Raw genomic sequence first — 23,057 nt, 5'->3', positions numbered from 1 at the left:
GGGGCATATGACCGATATTTCCCGTTTAGACGGCATCGACGTCAAGCGCAGCCTTATCGATAGCGTGCTGGCCGGTTTATGCGCGCTGATAGTCTTTGGCCCGATCGTGGGGATCGTGCTGAAGGGGTACAGTTTTACGCTTTCCCCACAGCGCGTCATCGTGCTGGTAGCGGTGGTAATGGTGGGGCGTCTGCTGCTCAGCCTGCTTTTGCAAACCCGCAGGGGAAAGCGGTTTGTCGGACGTTTTGAAGGCAACGACCAGGGGGTATTCGTCCGCCCCCCTGGCTATCGTAGTCGGCTGCGTTTTGTCCTGCCGCTGCTGGCGATCGTGGCTGTCGCATTCCCGTTAATGGCCAGTAAGTATCTGCTCACCGTGGCGATCCTCGGGCTTATCTACGTCCTGCTGGGGCTGGGATTAAACATCGTGGTGGGTCTCGCGGGGTTACTTGATTTGGGGTACGTCGCCTTCTACGCCATTGGCGCCTATGGCCTGGCGCTCGGCTATCAATATCTTGGCCTGGGGTTCTGGGCAATGCTGCCGCTGGGGGCGGTGATGGCGGCGCTGGCAGGGGCATTATTGGGTTTTCCGGTTTTACGAATGCATGGCGACTACCTGGCTATTGTGACTTTGGGATTCGGCGAAATCATCCGTCTGGTGCTCAACAACTGGGTAAGTTTCACCGGCGGCCCCAACGGCGTTTCGGTGCCGTCGCCAACGCTTTTCGGCCTCGAGTTTGCGCGGCGAGCCAAAGAGGGCGGCACCCCGATTCATGAATTTCTGCATATCGCCTACAACCCCAACCTTAAATTTATTTTTATCTATGCCGTGTTGTTTATCGTGGTACTGATGGTGCTGCTGATAAAGCACCGCCTGACCCGAATGCCGATTGGACGTGCCTGGGAGGCGCTGCGGGAAGATGAAATCGCCTGCCGGGCGATGGGGCTGAATCACGTGCTGGTTAAGCTGTCCGCGTTTATGCTCGGCGCCTCGACGGCCGGCATCGCCGGGGTCTTTTTCGCCACTTATCAGGGCTTCGTGAACCCGACGTCGTTTACCTTTTTCGAGTCGGCGCTGATTCTCGCTATCGTGGTATTAGGCGGCATGGGCTCGACATTAGGTGTTGTGCTGGCGGCTTTCGTGCTGACTGTCACGCCGGAGCTGCTGCGTGGCTTTGACGAATACCGGGTTCTGCTCTTTGGCGTGCTGATGGTCCTGATGATGATCTGGCGGCCGCGCGGGCTGGTGCGTACCGGGCGTACCGGGGTGGAAATCCGCAAAGGAGTCGCGCCATGAGCGATGCAATATTGCAGGTCGAGCATCTGATGATGCATTTTGGCGGGATTAAAGCGCTGAATGATGTCAATCTCGAGGTTGAACGCGGATCGATCACCGCCCTGATTGGCCCGAACGGCGCGGGCAAGACCACGGTGTTCAATTGCCTGACCGGATTTTACCGTGCCAGCGGCGGTGCCATTCGGCTTAATGCCCGGCAACGAATAACCGATGTGATTCAGGTTCTCGGGCAGAAGCTGCATGCCGATGATTTTTTCCATCCCGCGCGCCTGGGGCGGCGGATGTACTACAAAATGTTCGGCGGCGCGCATCTGGTCAACCGCGCCGGGCTGGCGCGTACCTTCCAGAACATCCGCTTGTTTCGCGAAATGACGGTGATTGAAAATCTGATGGTGGCCCAGCATATGCAGGTCAACCGCCATCTGATCGCCGGGATCCTGAATACCCGAGGCTATCGGCAGGCGGAGAACCGCGCATTAGAGCGGGCCTTTTACTGGCTGGAAGTGGTGGAGATGGTCGACTGCGCCAATCGACTGGCGGGAACGCTCTCTTATGGCCAGCAGCGGCGACTGGAGATCGCCCGCGCGATGTGTACCGGGCCGGAAATACTGTGTCTTGACGAACCCGCAGCCGGACTCAATCCGGCGGAAACGCGCGCCCTGAGCCGGATTGTTCGTTTTCTGCGAGAACATCATGGCGTCACCATACTGCTGATCGAACATGATATGAGCATGGTGATGGAAATCTCCGATCGTGTGATTGTACTCGACCACGGCGATGTTATTGCTCATGGCACCCCGGCTGAGATCCAATCCAACCTGAGCGTGATCGCCGCATACCTTGGTACCGATGAACAGGAGATCGCCTGATGAGCCAACCGTTGCTGGAATTTCGCGAGGTTAATGTTTTTTACGGGCAAATTCAGGCGCTGAAGTCGGTATCGCTAACGGTCAATGAAGGCGAAACGGTGGCGTTAATCGGCGCTAACGGCGCCGGAAAATCCACGCTGCTGATGTCCATTTTCGGCCAGCCGCGGATTACCGATGGCAGTATTATCTATCGCGGACATGATATTAGCCGCCAGTCGACGCACTATATCGCCACCCACGGTATTGCCCAGGCGCCGGAGGGACGGCGCATTTTTGCCGATATGACGGTGGAAGAGAACCTGCTGATGGGCACTATTCCCATTGGTAATCGTTATCAGAATGAAGATAAAGCGCGGATGTATCAGCTGTTTCCACGGCTGGAAGAGCGTCGCGCGCAGCGGGCGATGACGCTCTCCGGCGGCGAGCAGCAAATGCTGGCGATCGCCCGCGCGCTGATGAGTCGGCCAAAGCTATTACTATTAGATGAACCGAGCCTGGGTCTGGCGCCGCTGGTGGTGAAGCAAATTTTCAGCATCTTGCGCGAGTTGACCGCCCAGGGGATGACGCTGCTACTGGTGGAGCAAAATGCGTACCACGCGCTAAAACTGGCTAACCGCGCGTATGTGCTGGTCAACGGCGAAATACGTCTGAGCGGTAGCGGCGCAGAGTTGCTGGATAACCCGGAAGTCAGAAATGCTTACCTGGGGATGGGTTAAGTTTTCGTCAGTCGTAGGGGGAGAAAACAGGGGGTGAAATCGGTTACACTAACGTCGTGAATGCACATTAAAGTGACCGACTAGATGAAGAAAACGATTTTTTCCTTAGCGCTGGGAACCTTTGGCCTCGGAATGGCGGAGTTTGGCATCATGGGGGTATTGCCGGAAATCGCCCATGATGTCGGTATTACCATCCCCGCGGCCGGCAACATGATCTCCTGGTACGCCTTTGGCGTGGTGTTTGGCGCGCCTGTCATGGCGTTGTTTTCCAGCCGTTTTTCGCTGAAATCGGTGATGCTGTTTCTGGTAGCGCTATGTGTGGCAGGCAACGCGTTATTTACCTTCTCCTCAAGTTATCCCATGCTGGCGCTCGGTCGCTTTATTTCAGGTTTTCCTCACGGCGCTTATTTTGGCGTCGGGGCGATTATTTTGTCGAAAATCGCCTCGCCGGGCAGGGTTACCGCGGCGGTCGCCGGGATGATAGCGGGAATGACGGTGGCAAACCTGCTTGGCGTACCGGCTGGCACCTGGCTTGGCCATCAGTTCAGCTGGCGCTATACCTTCACGGCCATCGCGGTATTTGATGTGCTGGTGCTATTGGCGATACTGCGCTGGGTGCCGACGCTATATGACAAATCCGCCTCCCGGCTCAGCGAACAATTCCATTTCCTTAAATCCCCGGCGCCGTGGTTTATTTTCGCCGCCACGATGTTTGGCAATGCCGGCGTTTTTGCCTGGTTTAGCTATATCAAGCCCTTCATGATGAATGTCTCCGGCTTTAGCGAGTCGGCGATGATGTTAATTATGATGCTGGTCGGATTGGGGATGGTTTTAGGTAATCTCTTTAGCGGCAGGATCTCTGGACGCTACAGTCCGCTGCGTATTGCGGCGATGACTAACGGCGTCATTGTCGCGGCGTTACTGCTCATCTTTGCCTTCGGCATACAGCCGCTGGCTTCGCTGGCGCTGGCGTTTATCTGCTGCGCCGGGCTCTTCGCACTCGCCGCGCCGCTGCAAATATTACTGCTACAAAATGCCAGAGGCGGAGAAATGCTCGGGGCGGCGGGCGGGCAAATAGCGTTTAACCTCGGCAGCGCGATAGGCGCCTACTGCGGCGGAATGATGATTACCTTTGGCGCAGGTTGGCGTTCGGTGGCGCTGCCGGCGGCAGCGCTGTCGTTCCTGGCGATGAGCTCGTTGCTGCTGTATGCGCGATATCAGCGGCGGGTAACGCGTCATCGCGTTACCCAGGCAGAGCAGGTCTGATTAATCCCGCCACGGTTCGCCAAGGGTTAGCATCAGGCGGTTAGCCCAGGCGAAGAATGCCGCCGATTGCAGCAGATCCAACTGTTCGACGATATCCAGACCCTGTTGCTCCAGCGCGCTGAGATGCGCTGAGGTTATCGCAGGCGGGGTAACGGAAAGCGCGGCGGCGGCGTCAATCTCCGCCTGCCAGCGCGGCTCTTGACCATCGCTGAGATTCTCCCCAGGCGTCACCGCCAGCAGGGTCTCCACCGCTCGCTCATCTTTTGCCAACTGCGCCGCCTTGCGCGCGTGTACCGACGCGCAGTAGATGCAGCCGTTGATTTTACTGGCCACCGTTGCCGCCAGTTCACGTTCGGCGCGCGGCAGGCCACCCGGCGTATAGAAGATCCCTTTATCGGTCAGCGTGCGCTGTTCAAGCACCGGTTGGTTGCGCGCCAGCAGGCGGAAGTAGGGGGAGTCACTGTGGCCGAACTGCGCCAGCAGCGCCTGCTCGGCGGGATTAAATTCAGCGAGCGGCTTATCGGCAATCCACGGTTCCCAGTGTAATTCATCGCGCGTAAAGGCCACCGGCGCAGGTTTACCGCTGGCCGTCCTGGGATGAGTGTGCCAGTATCCGGCGACCACCGGGGTCTCGGCTTCGGAAATTGATTTACCATTTAACAAACGCAAGCCGCTCAGTAATCGGCTTTGAAAACTGACAAACGCAATAAGCTGTGCCAGCGTCACAATGCCGCGCAGGCTCCAGCCCGCGTCGCTAAGCGTTTGTAACGCCGCTGGCGTCGCTTCCACCGGAGTAAAGGTCAGCAGGCGGGCAAATCCCAGCGCGGCGGCAAGCCGTGGGGTTGTCGGGTCGGCAAGGCCGAAACCGGCGTAATGCGCCGCCAGCGCATCTGCCTGATGAAGTCTGGCCACTTTTGCGGCGATGGCGAAACGTTCCTCGAGCGGAAAATCCTCATCCTGTTGGCTAAATAGCACCTCGTAGCTTCCCTGGGCGTGGCGGGTCGCAGCGTCGCGCAACGCGCGGGCCTTGCCCAGCGGTGAATCGGCGGCGATCTCCGCCAGTTCAGCCAAAATATCCTGACTTAAGCTCATAGCGACTCCTTATCTGAATTGCGGGGCAATGTGTTTAGCGATGTGTTCGATAGAACGCAGCGTGTCCTGATGCGATGGCTCCACCGAATGGACCTGAAACGAAATGTCAGTCACGCGGGTTAGCACGCTATCTTTGGCAAGCGATGCAAGCACATGTGGCGCATCGCCAATATGGGCATCAAGCTGGCGAGCATAATCCGTGACGTTGTCACCAATGATCTCATGCCCGGCAGCGCGATGGGCTGCCGCCTGTTTACTTAATCCTGGCTCCGCGGTCTGTAGCGCATACGCCTGGCTGTCGGCAATAAACGCGGTACGGGAGGCCAGAATTCGCGGCGACACGCCGGCAGGCAGCGCGGCGAGGTAGGCATCGATAATCGGGTTCTGAATCGCATCCAGCGGCAGCTCGCTTTGACCTGGCGGGCGCGGCTGCGTGCGCGATAGCATCAACCCATGGCCGGATTTAGCGGCCCGAATAGCGCCTTCAATCGAAAAGGTGGCGATCCAAATTCGCTCCGCCAGCTGCGGCGCGGGCGGATAAAGATGATTGTCAGGATGAGCCAACGTATCGCCGCGCCAGGCGCTTTCAATCAAATGCAGATGATCGGCGAAGACCGCGCCGCGTTGTTCGCAGGCCAGGCCAAAGGGGAGAAAGGAGGTTGGCGTCCCGCCGGAACCAAAACCCACTTCCAGGCGACCATCAGCGAGTAAATCCAACACTGCCGCGTCTTCCGCGACGCGCAGTGGGTTTTCCATCGGCAGCGTAATGATGGCGGTACCGAGACGGATCCGTTGCGTATGGGCCGCCGCGTGGGCAAGAAACACCAGTGGCGACGGTAAACCGCCTTCATTTTCATGGAAATGGTGTTGCGCCACCCAGGCGCTATCAAAGCCCAGCCGTTCCGCGTGGCGGATCTGCTCTGTCGCCAGGCGATAGCGCTCTTGCGGCGTGGCGCGGTCAAGTAGGCGGGTGAAAAATCCGAGGCGTTTAGGCATCATGCAATCTCCGTGCTGGGTGCGTGATAATGAGGAATGGCGGCAAGCAGCTCGCGGGTATAGTCGCGCTGCGGCGCGGCGAACAACTGCTTAACCTCGCCTTGTTCGATGACTTGCCCGGCGCGCAGTACCGTCACGCTATGGGCGATGCGGCTTACCGTCGCCAGATCGTGGGTGATGAACAGATAACTCAACCCTAGCTGTTGCTGTAATTGCAGCAACAGGGCGAGAATTTGCGCCTGCACCGTGACATCCAGCGCTGAGGTGGCCTCATCAAGCACCAGAATCGTGGGGTCGAGGATCAACGCCCTGGCGATAGCGACCCGCTGACGCTGGCCGCCGGAGAGCTCGCGAGCGGTTCGGTTGAGTAGCTCCGGCGCCAGCGCGACGCGGGCGGCGACGGACGCTACCCGCTGACGCCGCGCATCTTTGGTCAGGCGCTGAAAATTCTTCAACGGCTCTTCGATGATATCGAACAGGGTCTGGCGGGGATCGAGGGAGGCGAAAGGGTTTTGATAAACAAACTGAATTTTGCGCCGCAGCTGGCGCTGGGCCTCGCGGCTCAATTGTCCGCTGGCAATACCATCGATGGTCACCTGTCCGCTATCGGCCTGCTCAAAACCCAGCAAGATGCGGGCGAGGGTGGTTTTTCCTGAACCCGATTCGCCGACCAGCGCATGGGTACTGCCACGCGGTAAAATAAAGCTTACGTTATCCAGCGCCTGGAGATGACTCCCTCCTAACGCAAAGCGTTTGCTCAGGCCTTCAACCCGTATTGCCGGCGTAACAAACGGGCGAATGGCGGTGGTTAAGTGCAGGTTCTGTCCCTGCAGATCGCACAGCAACTGGCGGGTATAGCCGTGCTGCGGGGTGCGAATCACATCACCCGTATTGCCCTGCTCCTGAATTTCACCGTGACGAAAGACTACCAGCCGGTCGGCACGCTGCGCCGCCAGCGCGAGGTCATGAGTGACAAATAGCACCGCGGTGCCGGATTCACGACGCAAATGATCGAGCAGATCGAGGATTCTTTTTTGGACCGTCACGTCGAGCGCGCTGGTGGGTTCGTCGGCAATAATCAAATCCGGCTTCAGGGCGATGGCAATGGCGATCAGCACCCGCTGTTTCATACCGCCGGAGAGCTGGTGCGGATATTGGTCTACGCGCAGCTCAGGATGGCTTAAGCCGACTTTTTCCAGCAGGGCGATAACTTGCTGTCGACGCTCCGTTTTACTGCTTTTTTGATGCAGGCGGAGTATTTCGCCGACCTGTGCGCCAATGGTTTGCACCGGGTTCAGCGAGTTGCCGGGATCCTGCGGCACCAGGCTGATTCTGGCCCCGCGCAGGCTATTCAGCCGCTTGCCAGACCAGCGGCTAATCTCTTCACCGTTGAGGCGAACCGCCCCGGCATCGAGGCGGGCGTTTTCCGCCAGCAGGCCGATAATCGCCTGAGCGGTTGTCGTTTTACCCGAACCGGATTCGCCGACGAACGCCAGCATCTCGCCGCGTTTAACCGTAAAACTGACCCGATGAACCACTTCGCGCCACTGCCCGCCCGAGCGGTAGCTGATGGTCAGATTTTCTACGCTAAGCACGTTCATCGGCGATCCCTATTGAGTTGTTGGCTGATACGATTGGCTGCCAGTACCACGGCAATGACCGCGATCCCTGGGAAAGTGGTGAGCCACCAGGCGGTGGAAAGATAGTTACGTCCCTCGGCGATGAGTAATCCCCATTCCGGCACCGGCGGCGGAGTGCCGTAGCCGAGGAAACTCAGGGTTGAGAGGGCGAGAATAGCCTGGCCGAATTGTAGGGTGGCGAAAGCCAGCACCGGCGAAAGCGAGTTAGGCAGAATATGCCGCCAGAATACGGCTAAAAAAGTGCCTCCACTTCCGTAGGCCGCTTCGACATAGTCGCTGTGACGAATGCGGACGACTTCGGCGCGCGACAGACGGGCGAAACTGGCGATAGCGGCAACCCCGACCGCCATGGCGGCGTTCAGGGTGCCAAAACCGAGCAGTATGATTACCGTTAGCGAAAGCAGGAGCGAGGGGATAGCCAGCAGAATATCGACAATCCGCATGACGACCGCTTCGACCCGTCCGCCCAACGCGCCGGCAACGGTGCCCAACGCGGTGCCGACAACCAGTCCCATGGCGACGGCGGCCAGGGCCGCGGAAAGCGAATGCCCAGCGCCGTAGACGATGCGGCTCCACACATCGCGCCCGAGCTGGTCGGTACCCAACCAGTGTCCGGCCTGCGGCGCCAGACGCTGAGCGCCGGCGATGCCGTCGAGCGGATTAAACGCGGTGAACCATTGCGGCGCGCAAGCCATTAGTACCGCAACCGTCATCACCGACCATGCCAGCCACAGCCCCGGCTGGAAGGAAAAACGGCGCCAGTTGACCGGACGGCGTCGCACCGCCGAGGCGTAATCGACCAGACTCATAGCGCACCTCCGCGCAGGGGGGTTAAGCGCGGGTCGAGCATCGGCATCAGCAGATCGACCAGCAGATTGATCGCGACAAAGCCCAGCGCTGAAATCATCACCACGGCCTGAAGAATGGCAATATCCTGATTATTCACCGCCTGTTGCGTCAGTTGGCCGAGCCCGCTGCGGCCAAAAACGGTTTCGGTAATTAAGGCCCCGGCAATCAGTTCTCCCAACAGCAGGCCGGCAATGTTTAATGTCGGCAACAGGGCATTACCGATGACATGCCGCCATAACACCCGCGTTTCGCTCATTCCCTTGGCACGAGCAACGGCAACGAAGGGGTGTGCGGCGATATGATCCATGGCGCGTAACAGAATTTGCGCCAGCGGCGCGGAAATCGGTATCGCCACCGCGATAACCGGCAGCACCAGCCCTTGCAGTGGTCCGGGATTGATAACCGGAACCCAGTGCAATTGGAATGAAAAGATCTGGATTAAGGCGATGCCGAGCCAAAAGGTCGGCAGTGAAATAAACAGCACCGGCAACGACTGTAGCAAATTGCTGATACCGCGTAGCCCCGGCAAACGCGAAGCGATAGCAATCGCAAAGGCCAGCAGAACCGCCAGCGCAAAGGCCGGCAACGCCAGCGCCAGCGTGTCGGGTAAATTGCTGGCAATCAGGGAACTGACAGGCAGTCCCGCTTGCAGTGAATAGCCGAAATCTCCCCGCAGCATGGCCAATAAAGTGTGGAAATATTGCCGCCACAGCGGACTGTCAGCACCATAGGCCACGCGCATTTCGGCGATCTGTTGCGGACTCAGCCCCAGGTCGGGGTTCTGAAACTTAATCAAAATCGCGTCGCCGGGCAGGACCTGCAGCAGAAAAAAGGTCAGGGTGAAGGCCGCCCACAGCACCAGTACGCCTTGTGCCAACCGTCGCCAAAGATAGTGGCTCATGGCGCCCCCTTAGTGTTTATCCAGCCATGCGCCGTAAAACGACGGACGGCCCACGGCTTCAAAACGTACGCCTTTTACCCATGGCGCGCCGGCAAAGACCTGCGGTTCTTCAAAGATGGGAATGACGTAGGCGTTATCCAGCAGATAACGCTGCGCATCGCCAGTTAACTGCAGACGCTTTTGCGCATCCACTTCGGCAGAGATTGCGGTTAACAGGGCGTTGAGCTTATCGTCACGGAAGGTTTTTACTTTGTCGCTCGAACCGCCCTGTTGCAGTAGGGCATCGCGGTTGGCGGGGAAGAACATACTCTTCACCACATCCGGGTCGGCGCGGCCGACTTCAGAAACGGTCAATGGCGTTTTCAGCGGGTCGAGATTATCCAGTACCCGGCTGCCGGCGTCGCCGGCTTTCACGCTTAAGGCCACGCCAACCTGACGCCATTGCTGCGCGACCAGCTGTAGCACCTCTTTGTTCTGCGGCTGCGGCAGGGATTCATAGACGGTTAGCGCCAGCCGTTGTCCCGCTTTTTGTCGGATACCATCCGCGCCCGCTGTCCAGCCCGCCTCATCCAGCAGCTGTTTAGCTTTCTGCTGATCGAAGGCCAGTTTGTCGCTCAAATCGACGTATCCCGCCGCGGTGCGGGCGATAACGGAACTTGCCTGCGGATAGTTTGGCGAGAAAAGGGTCTCAACAATCTGTTTGGCGTTGGTCGCATGCAGTAATGCCTGGCGTACTCGCTGGTCGGCAACCAGCGGGTTATCCGGACGGAAGCTCAGGCTATCGTTAACGCCGCGCGTCGGCGCGGCATAAATATTAAAGCCCTGGCCGGTTGCCTGTTTTTCATCATAGGCCTGCACCTGGCGAATAAATCCGGCCTGTCCCGCCAGCAGCGCGCCAATACGTACGCTATCTTCCGGCGTTACGATATAGGTAATGCCGTCGAGGTTCGCCGGGCCTTGCTGAGCAAGATTTTTCGGCCCCCATTGATAATCTTTACGCGCCACCAGCGTTAATTCGCGTCCCGGTTTTTCATCTTTTACCGTAAAGGGGCCTGAACCGATGATATTGCGGGCATCGCCCAGCGCCTCAAAGCTCCGCGCCAGGGTGCTGAGGGAAACCAGCCCGGAGCCAATCGTTGCGGTCCCTTGCAGGAATCCCGGTGAGGGCTTTTTGAAATAGAATTTGACGGTCAACGGATCGATGACTTCACTACGATCGTAATTGTTGATCACTTCGGAAACCGGCAGGCGCAGTGCTTTATTGCCCAAACCGTAGGTATCAAAATTCTTTGCGACCGCATTGGCATCGAGCGGAGTACCGTCAGAGAAGGTGACCCCAGGCCGCAGCTTAAAGGTATATTCGGTCTTCTCGTCGTTGCTACTCCAGCTTTCGGCGATCCACGGCTCGATAGCTAGCGTTTCCGGGTTCTGCCAGGTCAGCTTGTCGGTTATCTGATTGAGGATCCCGCCGTTAGGGTAAAAACCGCCGGCCGGCGGATAGAGATTGGTGTGCGGCTGTTGTTCCAGATAAATTAAGGTGCCGCCTTTGATCGGCGTTTGCGCAGCCGAAACCGAAAACGCGCCTGCGATAAAAAGGGCGGCAAGCGTAGGCAGGCGAAAGCGATTTTGCATGGTGAATTCCTTTGTTATCTATTGTCTTGCCATCATCGGGCGCGACGGAATACAAAGGAACCAACGATTTGCGCTAAGCATTTGCGAAATCTGACTATTCCCAAGATGCGGGAATAGTCAGCAGGTTAGACTTTTTCGTCTGGCAGAGTCAGACAGAATTAACGGCGGAAATCGATAACCATGCGGCCGCGGATTTGCCCCTGTTCCATCTCCTTAAAGATGGCGTTGATATCACCAAGCGGTCGCAGAGTGACTTTCGGCACCACTTTGCCTTCGGCGGCAAACTGGAAGGCTTCAATCAGATCCTGACGGGTACCTACCAGCGAACCTACTACTTCAATTCCGTCCAGCACCAGGCGCGGAATATCGAGGCTCATCGCTTCTGGCGGTAGGCCAACGGCGACGACGCGGCCACCGGCGCGAACCGCATCCACGGCGGAGTTAAATGCCGCTTTGGCAACGGCGGTAACCACGGCCGCGTGGGCGCCGCCGGTTTTCTCCTGAATGATTTTGGCGGCGTCTTCATTGCGTGAATTCACGGTCAGATCGGCGCCCATCGAGGCGGCAAGCTCCAACTGCCCGTCGTTGACATCAACGGCGATCACTTTGGCATTAAAGACGTTTTTGGCATACTGCAGCGCCAGGTTGCCAAGGCCGCCGAGGCCATAAATGGCAATCCACTGGCCGGGTTTGATATGCGAGACCTTCACCGCTTTATAAGTGGTAACGCCGGCGCAGGTGATGCTGCTGGCGGCGGCTGAATCCAGCCCATCCGGCACTTTGACCGCGTAATCGGCGGTGACGATGCACTCTTCGGCCATCCCGCCATCGACGGTATAACCGGCATTTTTCACCGAGCGGCACAGGGTTTCATTGCCGCTGTTACAGTATTCGCAGTGGCCGCAGCCTTCGAAGAACCACGCCACGCTGGCGCGATCGCCCGGCTTCAGCGACGTCACGCCAGGGCCGACTTTTTCCACGATGCCGATGCCCTCATGGCCGAGAATGACGCCGGTTTTATCGCCGAAATCGCCGTTTTTCACGTGCAGGTCAGTGTGGCAGACCCCGCAGCATTCCATTTTCAGCAGCGCTTCGCCATGCTCCAGCGGGCGTAACTTTTTATCGGTTACATCAATCTGGTGGTCGTGGGTGACTACAGCAGCTTTCATGCGTTTCTCCTTGTTAATGATACGAAGGTGCTAGCAGCGAAAATAATACTCATTAAGGATTAGATCTTATGTCGCTAATTACAAGCGGTATGGTTGGGAATGGGGGGATTTGCCGCATATTTGGCACAATATTCATCCGTTTATACCAATTTTAGGGGGTTTGATCGGCATTGCTCTGCGTGCGTCAGATTTATTGACAGGGGGGAGTGAATGATGGTTGTATTGTGCAACTATCTTTATTCATGGATATCACCATGCCTGACACTTTACTTATCAATCAAATTCGTTCCGCATCACGATTGATGGTGCGCGAGCTCGGTTTTATGAACAGCACGCTGGCGGCGACCGACTATTCGCCTTCCGCGGTGCATGCGCTGCTGGAGATTTCTACTCATGGCGCGATGACCGCCGCGCAACTTGTGCAGGTATTGGGGCTGGACAAATCGAGCGTCAGCCGCATGCTTTCGCGCCTGCAGGCCGCTAACGAGATAGAGGAAAATGGTTGTGTTGATGACGGGCGTTTTAAACAACTCTCATTGACAACCAAAGGGCAGGTGACGGTCACCCGCATTCATGAGTACGGCGCCATACGGGTGATTGAGGCGCTGGCGCATTTGGATAGCGCACAGCAGCAGATCGTTGCCGAGGGGTTGACGGCCTATTCGTGGGCGCTTGAGCGCTGTCGTCAGCAGCCGGTTACGAGCAGACCAAACGACATCACGATAGTTACCGGCTATCAGCCGGGAATGATTGGCCGCATTGCGCAAATGCACGGTGAGTATTATGCCCATCATTACGGTTTTGGCCATTTTTTTGAAGGTAAAGTCGCCAGCGGTCTGGCTGAGTTTTCTGGCCGTCTGAACAACCAACGTAACCAGATTTGGCTGGCGGTCAAAAATGGCGTCGTCGTCGGCTCTGTCGCCATTGATGGCGAAGATCTTGGTAATAATGAAGCGCATCTGCGCTGGTTTATTCTCGGCGATGGCTGTCGGGGCAGCGGCGTGGGGCGGCGCTTGCTGACTGAAGCCATTAACTTTTGTGATAATCAGCGCTTCGATGCGGTTCAGCTATGGACATTTAGCGGCTTGCAGGCGGCGCGTAAATTATATGAATCCTTTGGGTTTACGCTGAGTAAAGAGTGGCAGGGCGATCAATGGGGGAAGACCATGCTTGAGCAGCAGTTTACCCGCCGCTAAAGCCGTCATGCCACCGGGGCGCTGACGCTCCGGTGGCATAGGCATTTAACTCAACTGTATATTTATCTCCTCAATCTCCTGACGCCACTGCGCCTGTAGCTGCGGCTTCTGATGTTTCGCTTTGCGCTGCAGGTCGTCCGCCAACAACTGCTCCAGCATCACCAGACGTTCCAGCAAATCCTCTTGCAGCTCGTCGACGGGCGGCGCCTGCGGCGGCGTTTGCGTCGCCGGGCTCGGAAGGCGCTCGTAGCCGCGCAGACGGGCGTACACCTCGTCGACGTCGTGCCACTCGCTTAACCCGTCTTCATCAATTAGCCAGAAGCGGTTACAGCTCTGGCTGATGAGCTGTCGATCGTGGCTAACCAGCAGCAGGCCGCCGGGATAATCCCGCAACGTCGCCGCCAGCGCCTCTTTACCCTCCATATCCAGATGGTTGGTGGGTTCATCGAGCAGCAGCAGGCTATAGCTCGCCAGCGACAGGCCGACAAATAGCAGCCGCGAACGTTCGCCGCCGCTGAGAGTGCTGACCTTCTGTCCGTGTCGCGCCCAGCCGAAGCCGGCGGAAATCAGCGCGCGCTTGCGCGTTTCCGGCGAAGGCTCAAAGGGCTCCAGCGCCTCCAGCAGGCTGGCCTCATCCGCCAGTTGATGCAGGGTTTGATCGTAATAACCCGGATGTAGCCGCGGATGTAAACGCAACCCGGCTTCGGTAGCCGGTTGCTGCATTTGCCGCCATAACAGGCGCAGCAGCGACGATTTCCCGCCGCCGTTGCGCCCCATTATCGCTACCCGGTCGCCGCTTTGCAGCCGCGCCAGACCGGTGGTGAACAGGGCGGGGAGACCGGGCGCCGGCGGCACGGGGAGATTTTCCATCTCCAGCAGACGATCGGCGCGAACGGCGTCGCCATGCACCTCCAGACGCCACGGCGTGCCGGCGGTGAGCTCCGTCTGGCTATCCTTCAAGCGTGAAACCTGTTTTTCCATCTGCTTGGCTTTACGCGCCAGATCTTCGTTATCGTAAACCCGGCCCCAGATGGCCAGCCGTTTGGCGCTGGCAGCGACGCGGTCGATCTCCTTTTGTTCCGCTTTGTGGCGCAGAGCATCGCTTGCATCTTGCTCCTGCAGCGCCCGACGGGCGGCGCTGCAGGGTAGTGAGAAAGCGTGCAGCGTTTTATCGCGTAAAATCCAACTGGTATTAGTTACAGCATCCAGTAAGAGGTTATCGTGCGACACCACCACGAAGCTCCCCTGCCAGGTTTGCAAGAAGCTTTCCAGCCACAGCAGGGTCGGCAGATCGAGATGGTTGCCAGGCTCATCCAGTAACAGCAAATCGGGTTGTTGGATCAACGCGCGGGCGAGCAACAGACGGGTATGTTGCCCGCCGCTCAGGGTGGCGGCTTGCTGTTGGGTCTGTTGAACGGTAAAACCCATTTCAGCGAGCAGCCGCTCCGCTTGCCAGCGCAGCGAATCCCGTTCGCCAGGCGCCAGTTTTTCCAGTACCACCTGCAATAGCGGTTGGCTGAGTAGGGCGTCAGGCAGATGTTGTTCCACGCGCGCCAGCAGGCAGTGATTAGCCCGCGATACGCTGCCAGAATTCGGCGTGAGAGTGCCGTCCAGCACCTGCAATAGCGTGCTTTTCCCGCAACCGTTATAGCCAATCAGGCCAATGCGATCGCCTTTTTTCAGGGTAAAGGAGAGGTCGTTGAAAAGTGGGCCAAAGGCCGTATCAACGTGGAGAGATTGTGCGCTTAAAAGTGTGCTCATTGTGAACTTACTCAAGAGTTACAGGCATGAGAATGCCTCGTCAAACATCGCTGACGATAACCCGGTAAGCCCGAGGAAGGGATTTAGACGTTGGCTTCTTCGCTCAAGCTAAAAGTTATCGCAGCACGATACCGATAACGCTTGAGCTGGTGCGATCGCCAAATGTATGTGAAACATTAAACAGTTCACAGTACAGCATGGGGATCCTCCTTATTTTTTCAGTAGGTTGATGGATGCAGGGAGTGTAGTGGCTAAATTGTCTTTTGACCAGATACCAGCATTGAGGATCGCGCCGCCGGTCTCATCGGCGGCGGGTATGACGGTTAGGCCGGGGCCACGGTGAGAAGTAGGTTGGCAAAACGACGCTGTTCGCCGGAAGCAATGACCAGTTGGGTCAATGGCAACCGGGACTTTGCGTAGAAAGCTTCGCGTTCGACATATTCAAGCGGGCAGTTTGTCGGTAGAAGTTCCCGGTATTCACTGGCGATGGTGTTAGTGAATTCCGCTGGCGATGCCATCAGCGTCGCGTGTTCGGCATTAACGCAGGTAAGCAGTTTTTCGACGATATAAGTTGCCGGAACCATGCCTGGCGCGAGGTTGAGCTGAATCAACGTGGCATCGGCATTGGCATTAACGCGACAGGCAAAATTGCTATCCGCGATGAGAATTTGTGATTTATGGCCGCAGCACGCCAGAGCAGCCAGCAGTTGTGGATGGATAATTTCGAATTTGATCATCAGGAACTCCCTGGCGGGCGGCGATTTCTGGCCGCCCGGTTTGCATTACATGCGATAAATTCCGCCGTTAATGTCGATAGTGGCGCCGGAGATAAATCCGTCATACTCGCCGGCAAGGAAAGTGATAGCGCGGGCGACGTCATCGGGCGTTCCCGCGCGCTTAAGCGGAATTTGCCGGATGGTTTCGTCAGCCGAAGCCTGTGTGGTGTGGCGGTTATGAAAACGGGTGCCGAGAATAAGCCCCGGCGCAACCGCATTGACGCGCACGCCGTGCTCGCCCAGTTCAGCCGCCAGCGAGCGTGTCCAGGTCAGGATGGCCCCTTTTGTGGTTGAATAGGCGAGAGAACCGGCATGCCCCCCGGAGCGCCCCGCCAGCGAGGCGAGGTTAATGATGCTGGCGCCATCTGTTGCCGATTTAAGCCAGGGAAGCGCCGCCTGGGTGACGTTAAGCATGGTGGTCATATTGACGTCTAATACCGTTTGCCAGAACTGACGATCAATTTCGCCAAGCCACTTACGCCCGACGATCCCGCCAACGTTATTCACCAGGATGTCGATACCGCCGAGGAATTCCGCGGCGGCCTGCACGCAGGCGGTCGCGTCCTCAGTGTCAATCAAATCCGCATAGCGCCAGGCCGCTTTTTGCCCTCGCGCGCTGGCGATAGCCGCCAATTTTTGCGGGCCTTCTTCTCCGCTGTGATAGTGCAAAAAGACATCGCATCCCGCCAGAATCAGTTTTTCCGCCGTAGCCCAGCCGATACCTTGTTCAGAGCCGGTGATAAATGCTTTTTTTCCAATAAGAGTTCCCATGATGTTTCCTTAAATTTTCAGGATTGAATGACGCCTTCGCGCTGTCTGGCGCAGTAGAAAATGCAAATCAGGCCGGTGATCAGCAGGCACATAGCGAGGAATATCAGGCCCGGCGTGCTGCTGTGGCTTAAATCGTTAAGGAGGCCGACCACGTAGGGAGCGACGAAGCCGCCCAGGTTGCCGATGCAGCTCACCACGGCGAGACCCGCGGCCGTCGCTGCGCCTGCCGAGACGTTGGCAGGCATCGATAAGAAACACGGTACCGCGGTATAGATACCAATGGCGGCAATGGTCAGGAATGAGAGTGAAATCGCGACGTTGAACTTAAAGAACACCACCGCGCCGGCGAGTCCTAATGCGGCGACGACCATACTGATACCGGCAAAAACGGCGATTTTTCGCGTTTTACTGGCCAGCATACTCCATGGATAAACCAGTAGCGCCGCCAGGCCGTAGGGGATGAGGGCAATCAGGCTAACGCGCAGAATATCATCGCCGGAAATGGCGGTAATAATCGACGGTAGCCACATCCCGAAGCCGTAAATCCCGCAAACCATCCCGAAGTTCAGCAGCGCATAAAGCAGATATTTGGGATTTTTAATACCGCTGGCAAACTCAGCCAGCGAGACTTTGCTACCTGATTTTGAACGGTTTGTACTACTCATTAACCACGCCTTTTCTTCAGCGTTGAGATAGCCGACTTCTTGCGGTGAATTCTTAATAATAAAAGGGATGAACAGGCCGATAACGATCGGCGGAATACCTTCGAGGATAAATAACCACTGCCAGGATTCAAGGCCAAACCAGCCGTTATCGATATGCAGAATTAAGCCTGAAATCGGTGAGCCGACGGCATTGGATAGCGGCTGAACAATAATGAACATGCCGAGAATTTTGGTCCGCCAGGCGGGCGGAAAAAAGATCGTGAAGTAGTACACCACCGAAGGGAAGAAACCGGCTTCGCACACGCCGAGCATAAAACGACAGATATAGAGTTCGGTCGGCGTTCTGACGAAACCCATCAAAGTGGCAAAGATTCCCCAGGTTATCAGAATACGCGCAAACCACAGCCGCGGACCGAACTTAATCGTGCCGGCGTTGCTGGGGATTTCAAACATAAAATAACCGATGAAAAATATTCCCGAAGCAAAGCCAAAGGCGGTGGCCGTCAGGCCAAGGCTATCTTCCAGCGCCATTGCGGCGTAGGCCATATTATTACGATCAAGAAAAGCCAGAAAATAAAGCAATATCATTAATGGAACAATGTGCCATGTCAATTTCTTAATGGCGCTCTTTTCTATATCTTGCGCAGATTGTAGGTTCATCATTATTTCCGGTTATACTCGTTAAAGTACAAAAGAATGGGATAGGAATCCCGACATTAATATGCGTTTTAAATGTGATGGGGTGTAAGCCTCCCTGCAGATAATAAATATTATCTGCATCATGCTATTTTTATAAAAACAACTATGGTTGCTTTATTTTTACCGACTGCCGCTGAATAACTTCCGGAGCAAAGATAAATTCGTCGGTTTGTAATCCCGGCTCAGCAATTCTCTGGACGAGCCGCTCAACCATCATCGACGCCATTGCCGAAAGCGGGGCCATTACCGAAGTGAGGCCCGGTGACGATAACGCCGACAGGGAGATGTTATCGATGCCAATCACCGAAATATCTTGCGCTATTTTCAGGCCCTGCGCGCGTAGCCCAACCATCAGACCGATGGCTAGAGCATCGTTAATCGCTACTACGCCATCCACTCGCGGCGTTAGGGCGCTAATTTTTTGCGCCAGGCTTACGCCCAGTTCGAACATTTCGGCGTCCCCGAACTCCCGATTGCCTTTGCCTTCTATCACCACGCCCCTGGCCGCTGTATCACTTTGGGCAAGCGCGGACTGAAAGCCGAGGATTTTATGGCTGCGTCCCAGCGTTAACCCGCTTTCGGTGGCGAAGACGATATTACGGCAACCGTTGTCCAGCAGATGTTGCGCCGCCAGACGTCCCGCTTCAACGTTGTCCATTGAGACACTATCGAAGTAGCGTGCCCGAGGCGGGACGCTTTCGGCCAACCGGTTATCATAGCTAATAATGGTCATGCCTTGTTCCGCTGCACGCACAAAGTGGGTTTTGCGTACGTCGCTGGCGGCGACAATCAACCCGCGTACGCCGTGGGAGAACATATCCGCGATAAAGGCTGACTCCTCGGCGGCATCGCGGCAGCAAATGCCTAATAACAGCCGGTGGCGAAACGCGCGTGCCGCAGTATCCAGTTCATGTGCCAGCGCTGAAAAGCTGGGATTGACGATAGACGGTACCATCAGGCCGAGCATTTTGGTTGCTGAGTCGGCGACCGGCGGGGCGCAACGCGCAGGGCGGTAATTTAGCTCAGCCATCGTTTTGACTATCCGCTGTCGGGTCTCTTCGCGCATCTGTTGCGTGCGATTATTAAGTACGTTGGACACGCTACTAATTGAAACTCCGGCCCGCCGGGCGACATCACGAATATTCGCCATACCAAAACCTTCTCTTTTTGCTGCGCGCTTATTTCAGCGCCGCGGTATCTGATTGCTAATTTATCGATGAGCGAACAGGCGGGCAAGGTATTTACCACCCGCCAAGCGAGTGAAATAAAACATCTGTGAAGCGCCTCGTAAGGATGGGCAGGTGTTTAGTAAACAGGGGGGAAAATGAAGCGCGGCAGTGCTGTTTTTTTTTCGGCGATGGCAATCCGGAGAGTAATGTGGGACGGCGGTTGGTTACTATAGCCGCAAAAATGGCAGGAGTAGTGTGGAAGCTATCCTGCCAGTCTGGTTAACGTATTAATCTCTTGTCAGGAACCAATGCGCCTGTGAAAGGGTAGATTCCGTCAGTGAATTGATTTCTTTTATTTGGCTGCAATGGGCATCCAGAATGTGAGGGTATTTATCCGGCAACCATCGTTGGTTGATAGTTAAAGTATAAAACTGAGTCTCCCGTTCAGTTTCACAGATATAAGCATTTTTTATATTGTCGGAGGTCTCCCCTGCCATAAGGTCCAGATACTCGAGAAAAATTTGAAATTTTGAATGTGTATCAATAAATTTTCCGGGAACCATTTTCTGCCAACGGATAGTCTGATAATTTAGATCAGAGAGGCCGTAGCGGTAGGCGGTTGTTTCTTCGCCGGGAATGATTTGAGGTTTAAGAAAGAAAAATAATAGCCCTGATAAAAATAGTAACAGCGGAAGGATTATGGAAAAAAATGGGCGTTGCGGCTTATTGTTCAAGAACAGTAGCCACAGAATCGGCGGGATAAAGGAAGCGATAAGAGCAAAAAAAACCTTAGCAGGGCTATACAGTTCATTAATAATAACTTCTCCTGTTTCTGCCAACAAAAAATCGACTCTGTTACCCAAATACAAGTGTTTCCCATTAATAGCACTCAAAACGCTTGCCAAAACTATAACCCCAAACAGCGCAAGCCAAACTCTTAATGCAGGTTTGAGAATTGTTTCTTTATTGTTCATTTTTCTGTACGCCCGCTTGATCATTTTGAGTTGAAATAGGATGGGTGCTGTAGAGTGTTTCTTCAGAGAGTCCTTCAATGTCCGTAATTTGGCTACAGTTCGTGGCCAGCAGTTGAGGATCGCTACCTGGGAACCAGCTTTCATAGAATCCTAAAGTTAAAAAGCTTGAGTATTGTATTGTTTTACAGTTCCAGGCACTTTTAATATTATGCTTGCTAAAATCCCATCTGGAATCTTTAGCCTCGATAAATGTTTCGTATTTAATTGTATTATTAAGATAGATACGGGTTATTCTTTCTCGCCAGAACATAGAAGTATGATAACTATTGTGGCGACTGTACTGAATGCTCAAGTCTTCGCCCGGTGTCACTTCTGGGTGCAAAAAAACAAAGACACCTGCGCAGAGAAACAGAATTACAGGGATAACAGGGTGGTGCAGGCGACGAATATTAATTTTACGAATAAGCAAAAGCCATATTAGAGGGGCGATAAAAATATATAACAACGCAAAAAAGAATTTGCTGGGTGAATATACAATAAGACCAACAAGAGTACCGGCAGTGGTTTTTTCCGAGTCGGCATCGGGTATGATGCGCCACATATCGCCACTAAGGAGAGAGAGACCCGCGAAGATAGCGCTCAAACCTATCAGGACTAATACGATGCGAATCATCGTTTGTGTCTTTTTGTTTTCTTTGATAGTCACATTTTCCACTTTGCATTCCTTTGTTTGATGTGGGGTTTGAAATGTTGCATGGGTAAGGAAAAGTAGCAAGTATTTTTATTTATATATTGGTGTAAGAAATATCAGGAGGAAAAATATAAATAAGCGGCAGGCGAATTGGACAAAAAAACCGGGCCCGATATTTGGCCCGGTTAGAGATAACGTATTAAATCGAGGTTCGGCGATAGTTGCGATATTCCGGTTGCCAGAAATTATCGCTAATGGCTTGCAGCAGCGCTTCGGCCGATGTTTTCACCGCCACGCCCTGTTCCTGAGCCACTTTACCGACCGCAAACGCAATAGCGCGCGACACGGCCTGAATATCTTTCAGTTCCGGCAGTACCGGACCTTCGCCGTTATTCACCAGCGGCGAGTGGTTGGCTAAGGTTTCGCTTGCCGCCATCAGCATCTCGTCGGTGACGCGCGATGCCCCCGCGGCGATCACGCCAAGGCCGATGCCCGGGAAGATATAGGAGTTGTTACACTGCGCGATGGCGTACTGCTTGCCCTTAACCGTCACCGGGGTGAACGGGCTGCCGGTGGCCACCAGCGCTTCGCCGTCGGTCCAGGTCAGGATGTTCTGCGGCGTGGCTTCGACGCGGGAGGTCGGGTTCGACAGCGGCATGACGATCGGCCGCGGGCAGTGCTTGTGCATTTCACGAATAATTTCTTCCGTGAACAGCCCCGGCTGGCCGGAGACGCCGATCAGAATATTTGGCTTCACATTACGCACCACGTCGAGCAGCGAAAGCGCTTCGTTGGTCGTATCCCAACCTTGCAGGTTTTCGCGCTTCTGCACCAGCTTGCTCTGGAACGACAGCAGATTCGGCATACCGTCGGTCAACAGGCCGAAGCGGTCCACCATAAATACGCGCTGGCGGGCTTCTTCTTCGCTTAGCCCTTCGCGCATGATTTGCGCGATGATCTGTTCAGCAATACCGCAACCGGCGGAGCCCGCGCCGAGGAAGACAATTTTTTGCTCGCTGAGTTGGCTGCCCGCGCCACGGCTGGCGGCTATCAATGTGCCGACGGTGACCGCCGCGGTGCCCTGAATATCATCGTTAAACGAGCAAATCTCGTTACGGTAGCGGTTAAGCAGCGGCATGGCGTTTTTCTGCGCGAAATCTTCAAACTGCAGCAGCACGTCCGGCCAACGGTTTTTGATAGCCTGGATAACGTCGTCAACGAATTGATAATACTCGTCGTCAGTAACGCGCGGATGACGCCAGCCCATATACAGCGGGTCGTCGAGCAGTTGCTGGTTGTTGGTGCCGACATCCAGCACGATAGGCAGGGTGTAGGCCGGGCTGATACCGCCGCAGGTAGTATAGAGCGACAGCTTACCGATAGGAATGCCCATACCGCCGATACCCTGGTCGCCGAGACCGAGAATACGCTCGCCGTCGGTCACAACGATCACTTTGACGTTATGGTTCGGTACGTTTTGCAGGATATCGTCGAGGTTGTGCCGATTCTGGTAGGAGATGAACACGCCGCGCGCGCGACGGTAGATTTCCGAGAAACGCTCACAGGCGGCGCCGACGGTGGGGGTATAGATAACCGGCATCATCTCATCGAGATGATTGCCAATCAGGCGATAAAACAGGGTTTCGTTGGTGTCCTGGATGTTGCGCAGATAAATGTGCTTATCGATCTCGGTTTTAAATCCCTGATACTGGATCCACGCGCGTTCAGCTTGTTCTTCGATGGTTTCGACCACTTCCGGCAGCAGGCCCAGCAGGTTGAAGCTGCTACGCTCTTCCATGCTGAAGGCGCTTCCTTTGTTGAGTAACGGAAACTCAAGCAGAACCGGGCCAGCGTAGGGGATATAAAGAGAACGGTTTTTTTTATAGATGAATTGCATCGCACTAACTCCTTGATGTTCACTTCAGACCCGG

The 23,057-nt window shown here is 55.6% G+C and carries 20 protein-coding genes; 5 read left to right on the top strand and 15 right to left on the bottom strand.

The features are described from left to right. Nucleotides 1-7 precede the first annotated feature (7 nt). From livM to araJ, 4 genes are all read left to right on the top strand, one after another. Complete coding sequence (livM, locus tag ABLV17_RS23335) at nt 8-1,294, top strand: high-affinity branched-chain amino acid ABC transporter permease LivM (RefSeq protein ID WP_348854705.1); 1,287 nt, start codon at nt 8-10, stop codon at nt 1,292-1,294. Continuing rightward, a complete protein-coding gene (locus tag ABLV17_RS23330; RefSeq protein ID WP_348854704.1) occupies nt 1,291-2,163 on the top strand; it encodes an ATP-binding cassette domain-containing protein in 873 nt (290 codons plus the stop codon). Before livM ends, ABLV17_RS23330 begins: the two co-directional genes overlap by 4 nt. Continuing rightward, nucleotides 2,163-2,879, top strand: coding sequence for an ABC transporter ATP-binding protein (locus ABLV17_RS23325; protein WP_348854703.1), 717 nt, complete (start codon nt 2,163-2,165; stop codon nt 2,877-2,879). The genes ABLV17_RS23330 and ABLV17_RS23325 overlap by 1 nt, the downstream gene beginning before the upstream one ends. 84 nt (nt 2,880-2,963) lie before the next feature. Then, nucleotides 2,964-4,145 (top strand): MFS transporter AraJ, encoded by a 1,182-nt coding sequence (araJ, locus tag ABLV17_RS23320; protein WP_348854702.1) that lies wholly within the window; start codon nt 2,964-2,966, stop codon nt 4,143-4,145. Here the strand turns inward: araJ and ABLV17_RS23315 are convergent, their stop codons facing one another. The 7 genes from ABLV17_RS23315 to adhP form a co-directional block, all read right to left on the bottom strand. Then, complete coding sequence (locus ABLV17_RS23315; protein WP_348854701.1) at nt 4,146-5,237, bottom strand: alkylhydroperoxidase domain protein; 1,092 nt, start codon at nt 5,235-5,237, stop codon at nt 4,146-4,148. Nucleotides 5,238-5,246: 9 nt separating this feature from the next. Then, nucleotides 5,247-6,233 carry a putative FMN-dependent luciferase-like monooxygenase gene (locus ABLV17_RS23310; protein ID WP_348854787.1) on the bottom strand — a complete coding sequence of 329 codons (987 nt, stop codon included), beginning with the start codon at nt 6,231-6,233 and terminating at the stop codon, nt 5,247-5,249. Next, nucleotides 6,233-7,834, bottom strand: a complete 1,602-nt coding sequence (locus tag ABLV17_RS23305) for an ABC transporter ATP-binding protein (RefSeq protein WP_213316132.1) — start codon at nt 7,832-7,834, stop codon at nt 6,233-6,235. The genes ABLV17_RS23310 and ABLV17_RS23305 overlap by 1 nt, the downstream gene beginning before the upstream one ends. Beyond that, entirely contained in the window at nt 7,831-8,682 is an 852-nt protein-coding gene (locus ABLV17_RS23300; RefSeq protein WP_113373316.1) for an ABC transporter permease, read from the bottom strand. The genes ABLV17_RS23305 and ABLV17_RS23300 overlap by 4 nt, the downstream gene beginning before the upstream one ends. Next, the gene (locus ABLV17_RS23295) at nt 8,679-9,623 is read right to left on the bottom strand and encodes an ABC transporter permease (protein WP_348854700.1); all 945 of its coding nucleotides are present in this window, start codon (nt 9,621-9,623) and stop codon (nt 8,679-8,681) included. Before ABLV17_RS23295 ends, ABLV17_RS23300 begins: the two co-directional genes overlap by 4 nt. A 9-nt stretch (nt 9,624-9,632) precedes the next feature. Further along, complete coding sequence (locus ABLV17_RS23290) at nt 9,633-11,255, bottom strand: TIGR04028 family ABC transporter substrate-binding protein (protein WP_213316130.1); 1,623 nt, start codon at nt 11,253-11,255, stop codon at nt 9,633-9,635. Nucleotides 11,256-11,413: 158 nt separating this feature from the next. Beyond that, nucleotides 11,414-12,424 (bottom strand): alcohol dehydrogenase AdhP, encoded by a 1,011-nt coding sequence (gene adhP, locus ABLV17_RS23285; RefSeq protein WP_015366486.1) that lies wholly within the window; start codon nt 12,422-12,424, stop codon nt 11,414-11,416. 254 nt (nt 12,425-12,678) lie between these two features. Between adhP and ABLV17_RS23280 the strand changes: the two genes are divergently transcribed. Further along, nucleotides 12,679-13,620, top strand: a complete 942-nt coding sequence (locus ABLV17_RS23280; protein ID WP_348854698.1) for a helix-turn-helix domain-containing GNAT family N-acetyltransferase — start codon at nt 12,679-12,681, stop codon at nt 13,618-13,620. 45 nt (nt 13,621-13,665) lie between these two features. On the opposite strand, the gene ABLV17_RS23275 is transcribed toward ABLV17_RS23280, so the two are convergent. From ABLV17_RS23275 to ABLV17_RS23240, 8 genes are all read right to left on the bottom strand, one after another. Continuing rightward, the gene (locus tag ABLV17_RS23275; protein WP_348854697.1) at nt 13,666-15,381 is read right to left on the bottom strand and encodes an ABC-F family ATP-binding cassette domain-containing protein; all 1,716 of its coding nucleotides are present in this window, start codon (nt 15,379-15,381) and stop codon (nt 13,666-13,668) included. Between the two features lie 323 nt (nt 15,382-15,704). Next, on the bottom strand, nt 15,705-16,118 hold the full coding sequence (locus ABLV17_RS23270; RefSeq protein WP_348854696.1) for an RbsD/FucU domain-containing protein: 414 nt from the start codon (nt 16,116-16,118) through the stop codon (nt 15,705-15,707). 45 nt (nt 16,119-16,163) lie between these two features. Then, entirely contained in the window at nt 16,164-16,928 is a 765-nt protein-coding gene (locus ABLV17_RS23265; protein WP_087859597.1) for an SDR family NAD(P)-dependent oxidoreductase, read from the bottom strand. A gap of 17 nt (nt 16,929-16,945) precedes the next feature. Then, on the bottom strand, nt 16,946-18,253 hold the full coding sequence (locus tag ABLV17_RS23260) for an MFS transporter (protein WP_087859598.1): 1,308 nt from the start codon (nt 18,251-18,253) through the stop codon (nt 16,946-16,948). 142 nt (nt 18,254-18,395) lie between these two features. After that, complete coding sequence (locus ABLV17_RS23255; RefSeq protein WP_213316127.1) at nt 18,396-19,442, bottom strand: LacI family DNA-binding transcriptional regulator; 1,047 nt, start codon at nt 19,440-19,442, stop codon at nt 18,396-18,398. Nucleotides 19,443-19,748: 306 nt separating this feature from the next. Beyond that, complete coding sequence (locus tag ABLV17_RS23250; RefSeq protein ID WP_308959089.1) at nt 19,749-20,435, bottom strand: hypothetical protein; 687 nt, start codon at nt 20,433-20,435, stop codon at nt 19,749-19,751. Beyond that, a complete protein-coding gene (locus ABLV17_RS23245; protein WP_308959090.1) occupies nt 20,425-21,150 on the bottom strand; it encodes a glycosyl transferase in 726 nt (241 codons plus the stop codon). Before ABLV17_RS23245 ends, ABLV17_RS23250 begins: the two co-directional genes overlap by 11 nt. Before the next feature lie 175 nt (nt 21,151-21,325). Then, a complete protein-coding gene (locus ABLV17_RS23240) occupies nt 21,326-23,023 on the bottom strand; it encodes an NAD-dependent malic enzyme (protein WP_015366493.1) in 1,698 nt (565 codons plus the stop codon). Nucleotides 23,024-23,057 lie beyond the last annotated feature (34 nt).

Origin of the sequence: Klebsiella sp. CN_Kp091, assembly GCF_040065095.1 — a bacterium.
Classification (GTDB): Bacteria; Pseudomonadota; Gammaproteobacteria; order Enterobacterales; family Enterobacteriaceae; genus Klebsiella; species Klebsiella aerogenes.
The sequence above is the reverse complement of the archived record's forward strand: the minus strand, read 5'-3'. Positions and strand labels throughout refer to the sequence as shown.

Coding starts and splice junctions, on each gene's coding strand:
- livM (WP_348854705.1), top strand. CDS start 8: ATGACCGATATTTCCCGTTTAGACGGCATCGACGTCAAGCGCAGCCTT.
- ABLV17_RS23330 (WP_348854704.1), top strand. CDS start 1,291: ATGAGCGATGCAATATTGCAGGTCGAGCATCTGATGATGCATTTTGGC.
- ABLV17_RS23325 (WP_348854703.1), top strand. CDS start 2,163: ATGAGCCAACCGTTGCTGGAATTTCGCGAGGTTAATGTTTTTTACGGG.
- araJ (WP_348854702.1), top strand. CDS start 2,964: ATGAAGAAAACGATTTTTTCCTTAGCGCTGGGAACCTTTGGCCTCGGA.
- ABLV17_RS23315 (WP_348854701.1), bottom strand. CDS start 5,237: ATGAGCTTAAGTCAGGATATTTTGGCTGAACTGGCGGAGATCGCCGCC.
- ABLV17_RS23310 (WP_348854787.1), bottom strand. CDS start 6,233: ATGCCTAAACGCCTCGGATTTTTCACCCGCCTACTTGACCGCGCCACG.
- ABLV17_RS23305 (WP_213316132.1), bottom strand. CDS start 7,834: ATGAACGTGCTTAGCGTAGAAAATCTGACCATCAGCTACCGCTCGGGC.
- ABLV17_RS23300 (WP_113373316.1), bottom strand. CDS start 8,682: ATGAGTCTGGTCGATTACGCCTCGGCGGTGCGACGCCGTCCGGTCAAC.
- ABLV17_RS23295 (WP_348854700.1), bottom strand. CDS start 9,623: ATGAGCCACTATCTTTGGCGACGGTTGGCACAAGGCGTACTGGTGCTG.
- ABLV17_RS23290 (WP_213316130.1), bottom strand. CDS start 11,255: ATGCAAAATCGCTTTCGCCTGCCTACGCTTGCCGCCCTTTTTATCGCA.
- adhP (WP_015366486.1), bottom strand. CDS start 12,424: ATGAAAGCTGCTGTAGTCACCCACGACCACCAGATTGATGTAACCGAT.
- ABLV17_RS23280 (WP_348854698.1), top strand. CDS start 12,679: ATGCCTGACACTTTACTTATCAATCAAATTCGTTCCGCATCACGATTG.
- ABLV17_RS23275 (WP_348854697.1), bottom strand. CDS start 15,381: ATGAGCACACTTTTAAGCGCACAATCTCTCCACGTTGATACGGCCTTT.
- ABLV17_RS23270 (WP_348854696.1), bottom strand. CDS start 16,118: ATGATCAAATTCGAAATTATCCATCCACAACTGCTGGCTGCTCTGGCG.
- ABLV17_RS23265 (WP_087859597.1), bottom strand. CDS start 16,928: ATGGGAACTCTTATTGGAAAAAAAGCATTTATCACCGGCTCTGAACAA.
- ABLV17_RS23260 (WP_087859598.1), bottom strand. CDS start 18,253: ATGAACCTACAATCTGCGCAAGATATAGAAAAGAGCGCCATTAAGAAA.
- ABLV17_RS23255 (WP_213316127.1), bottom strand. CDS start 19,442: ATGGCGAATATTCGTGATGTCGCCCGGCGGGCCGGAGTTTCAATTAGT.
- ABLV17_RS23250 (WP_308959089.1), bottom strand. CDS start 20,435: ATGAACAATAAAGAAACAATTCTCAAACCTGCATTAAGAGTTTGGCTT.
- ABLV17_RS23240 (WP_015366493.1), bottom strand. CDS start 23,023: ATGCAATTCATCTATAAAAAAAACCGTTCTCTTTATATCCCCTACGCT.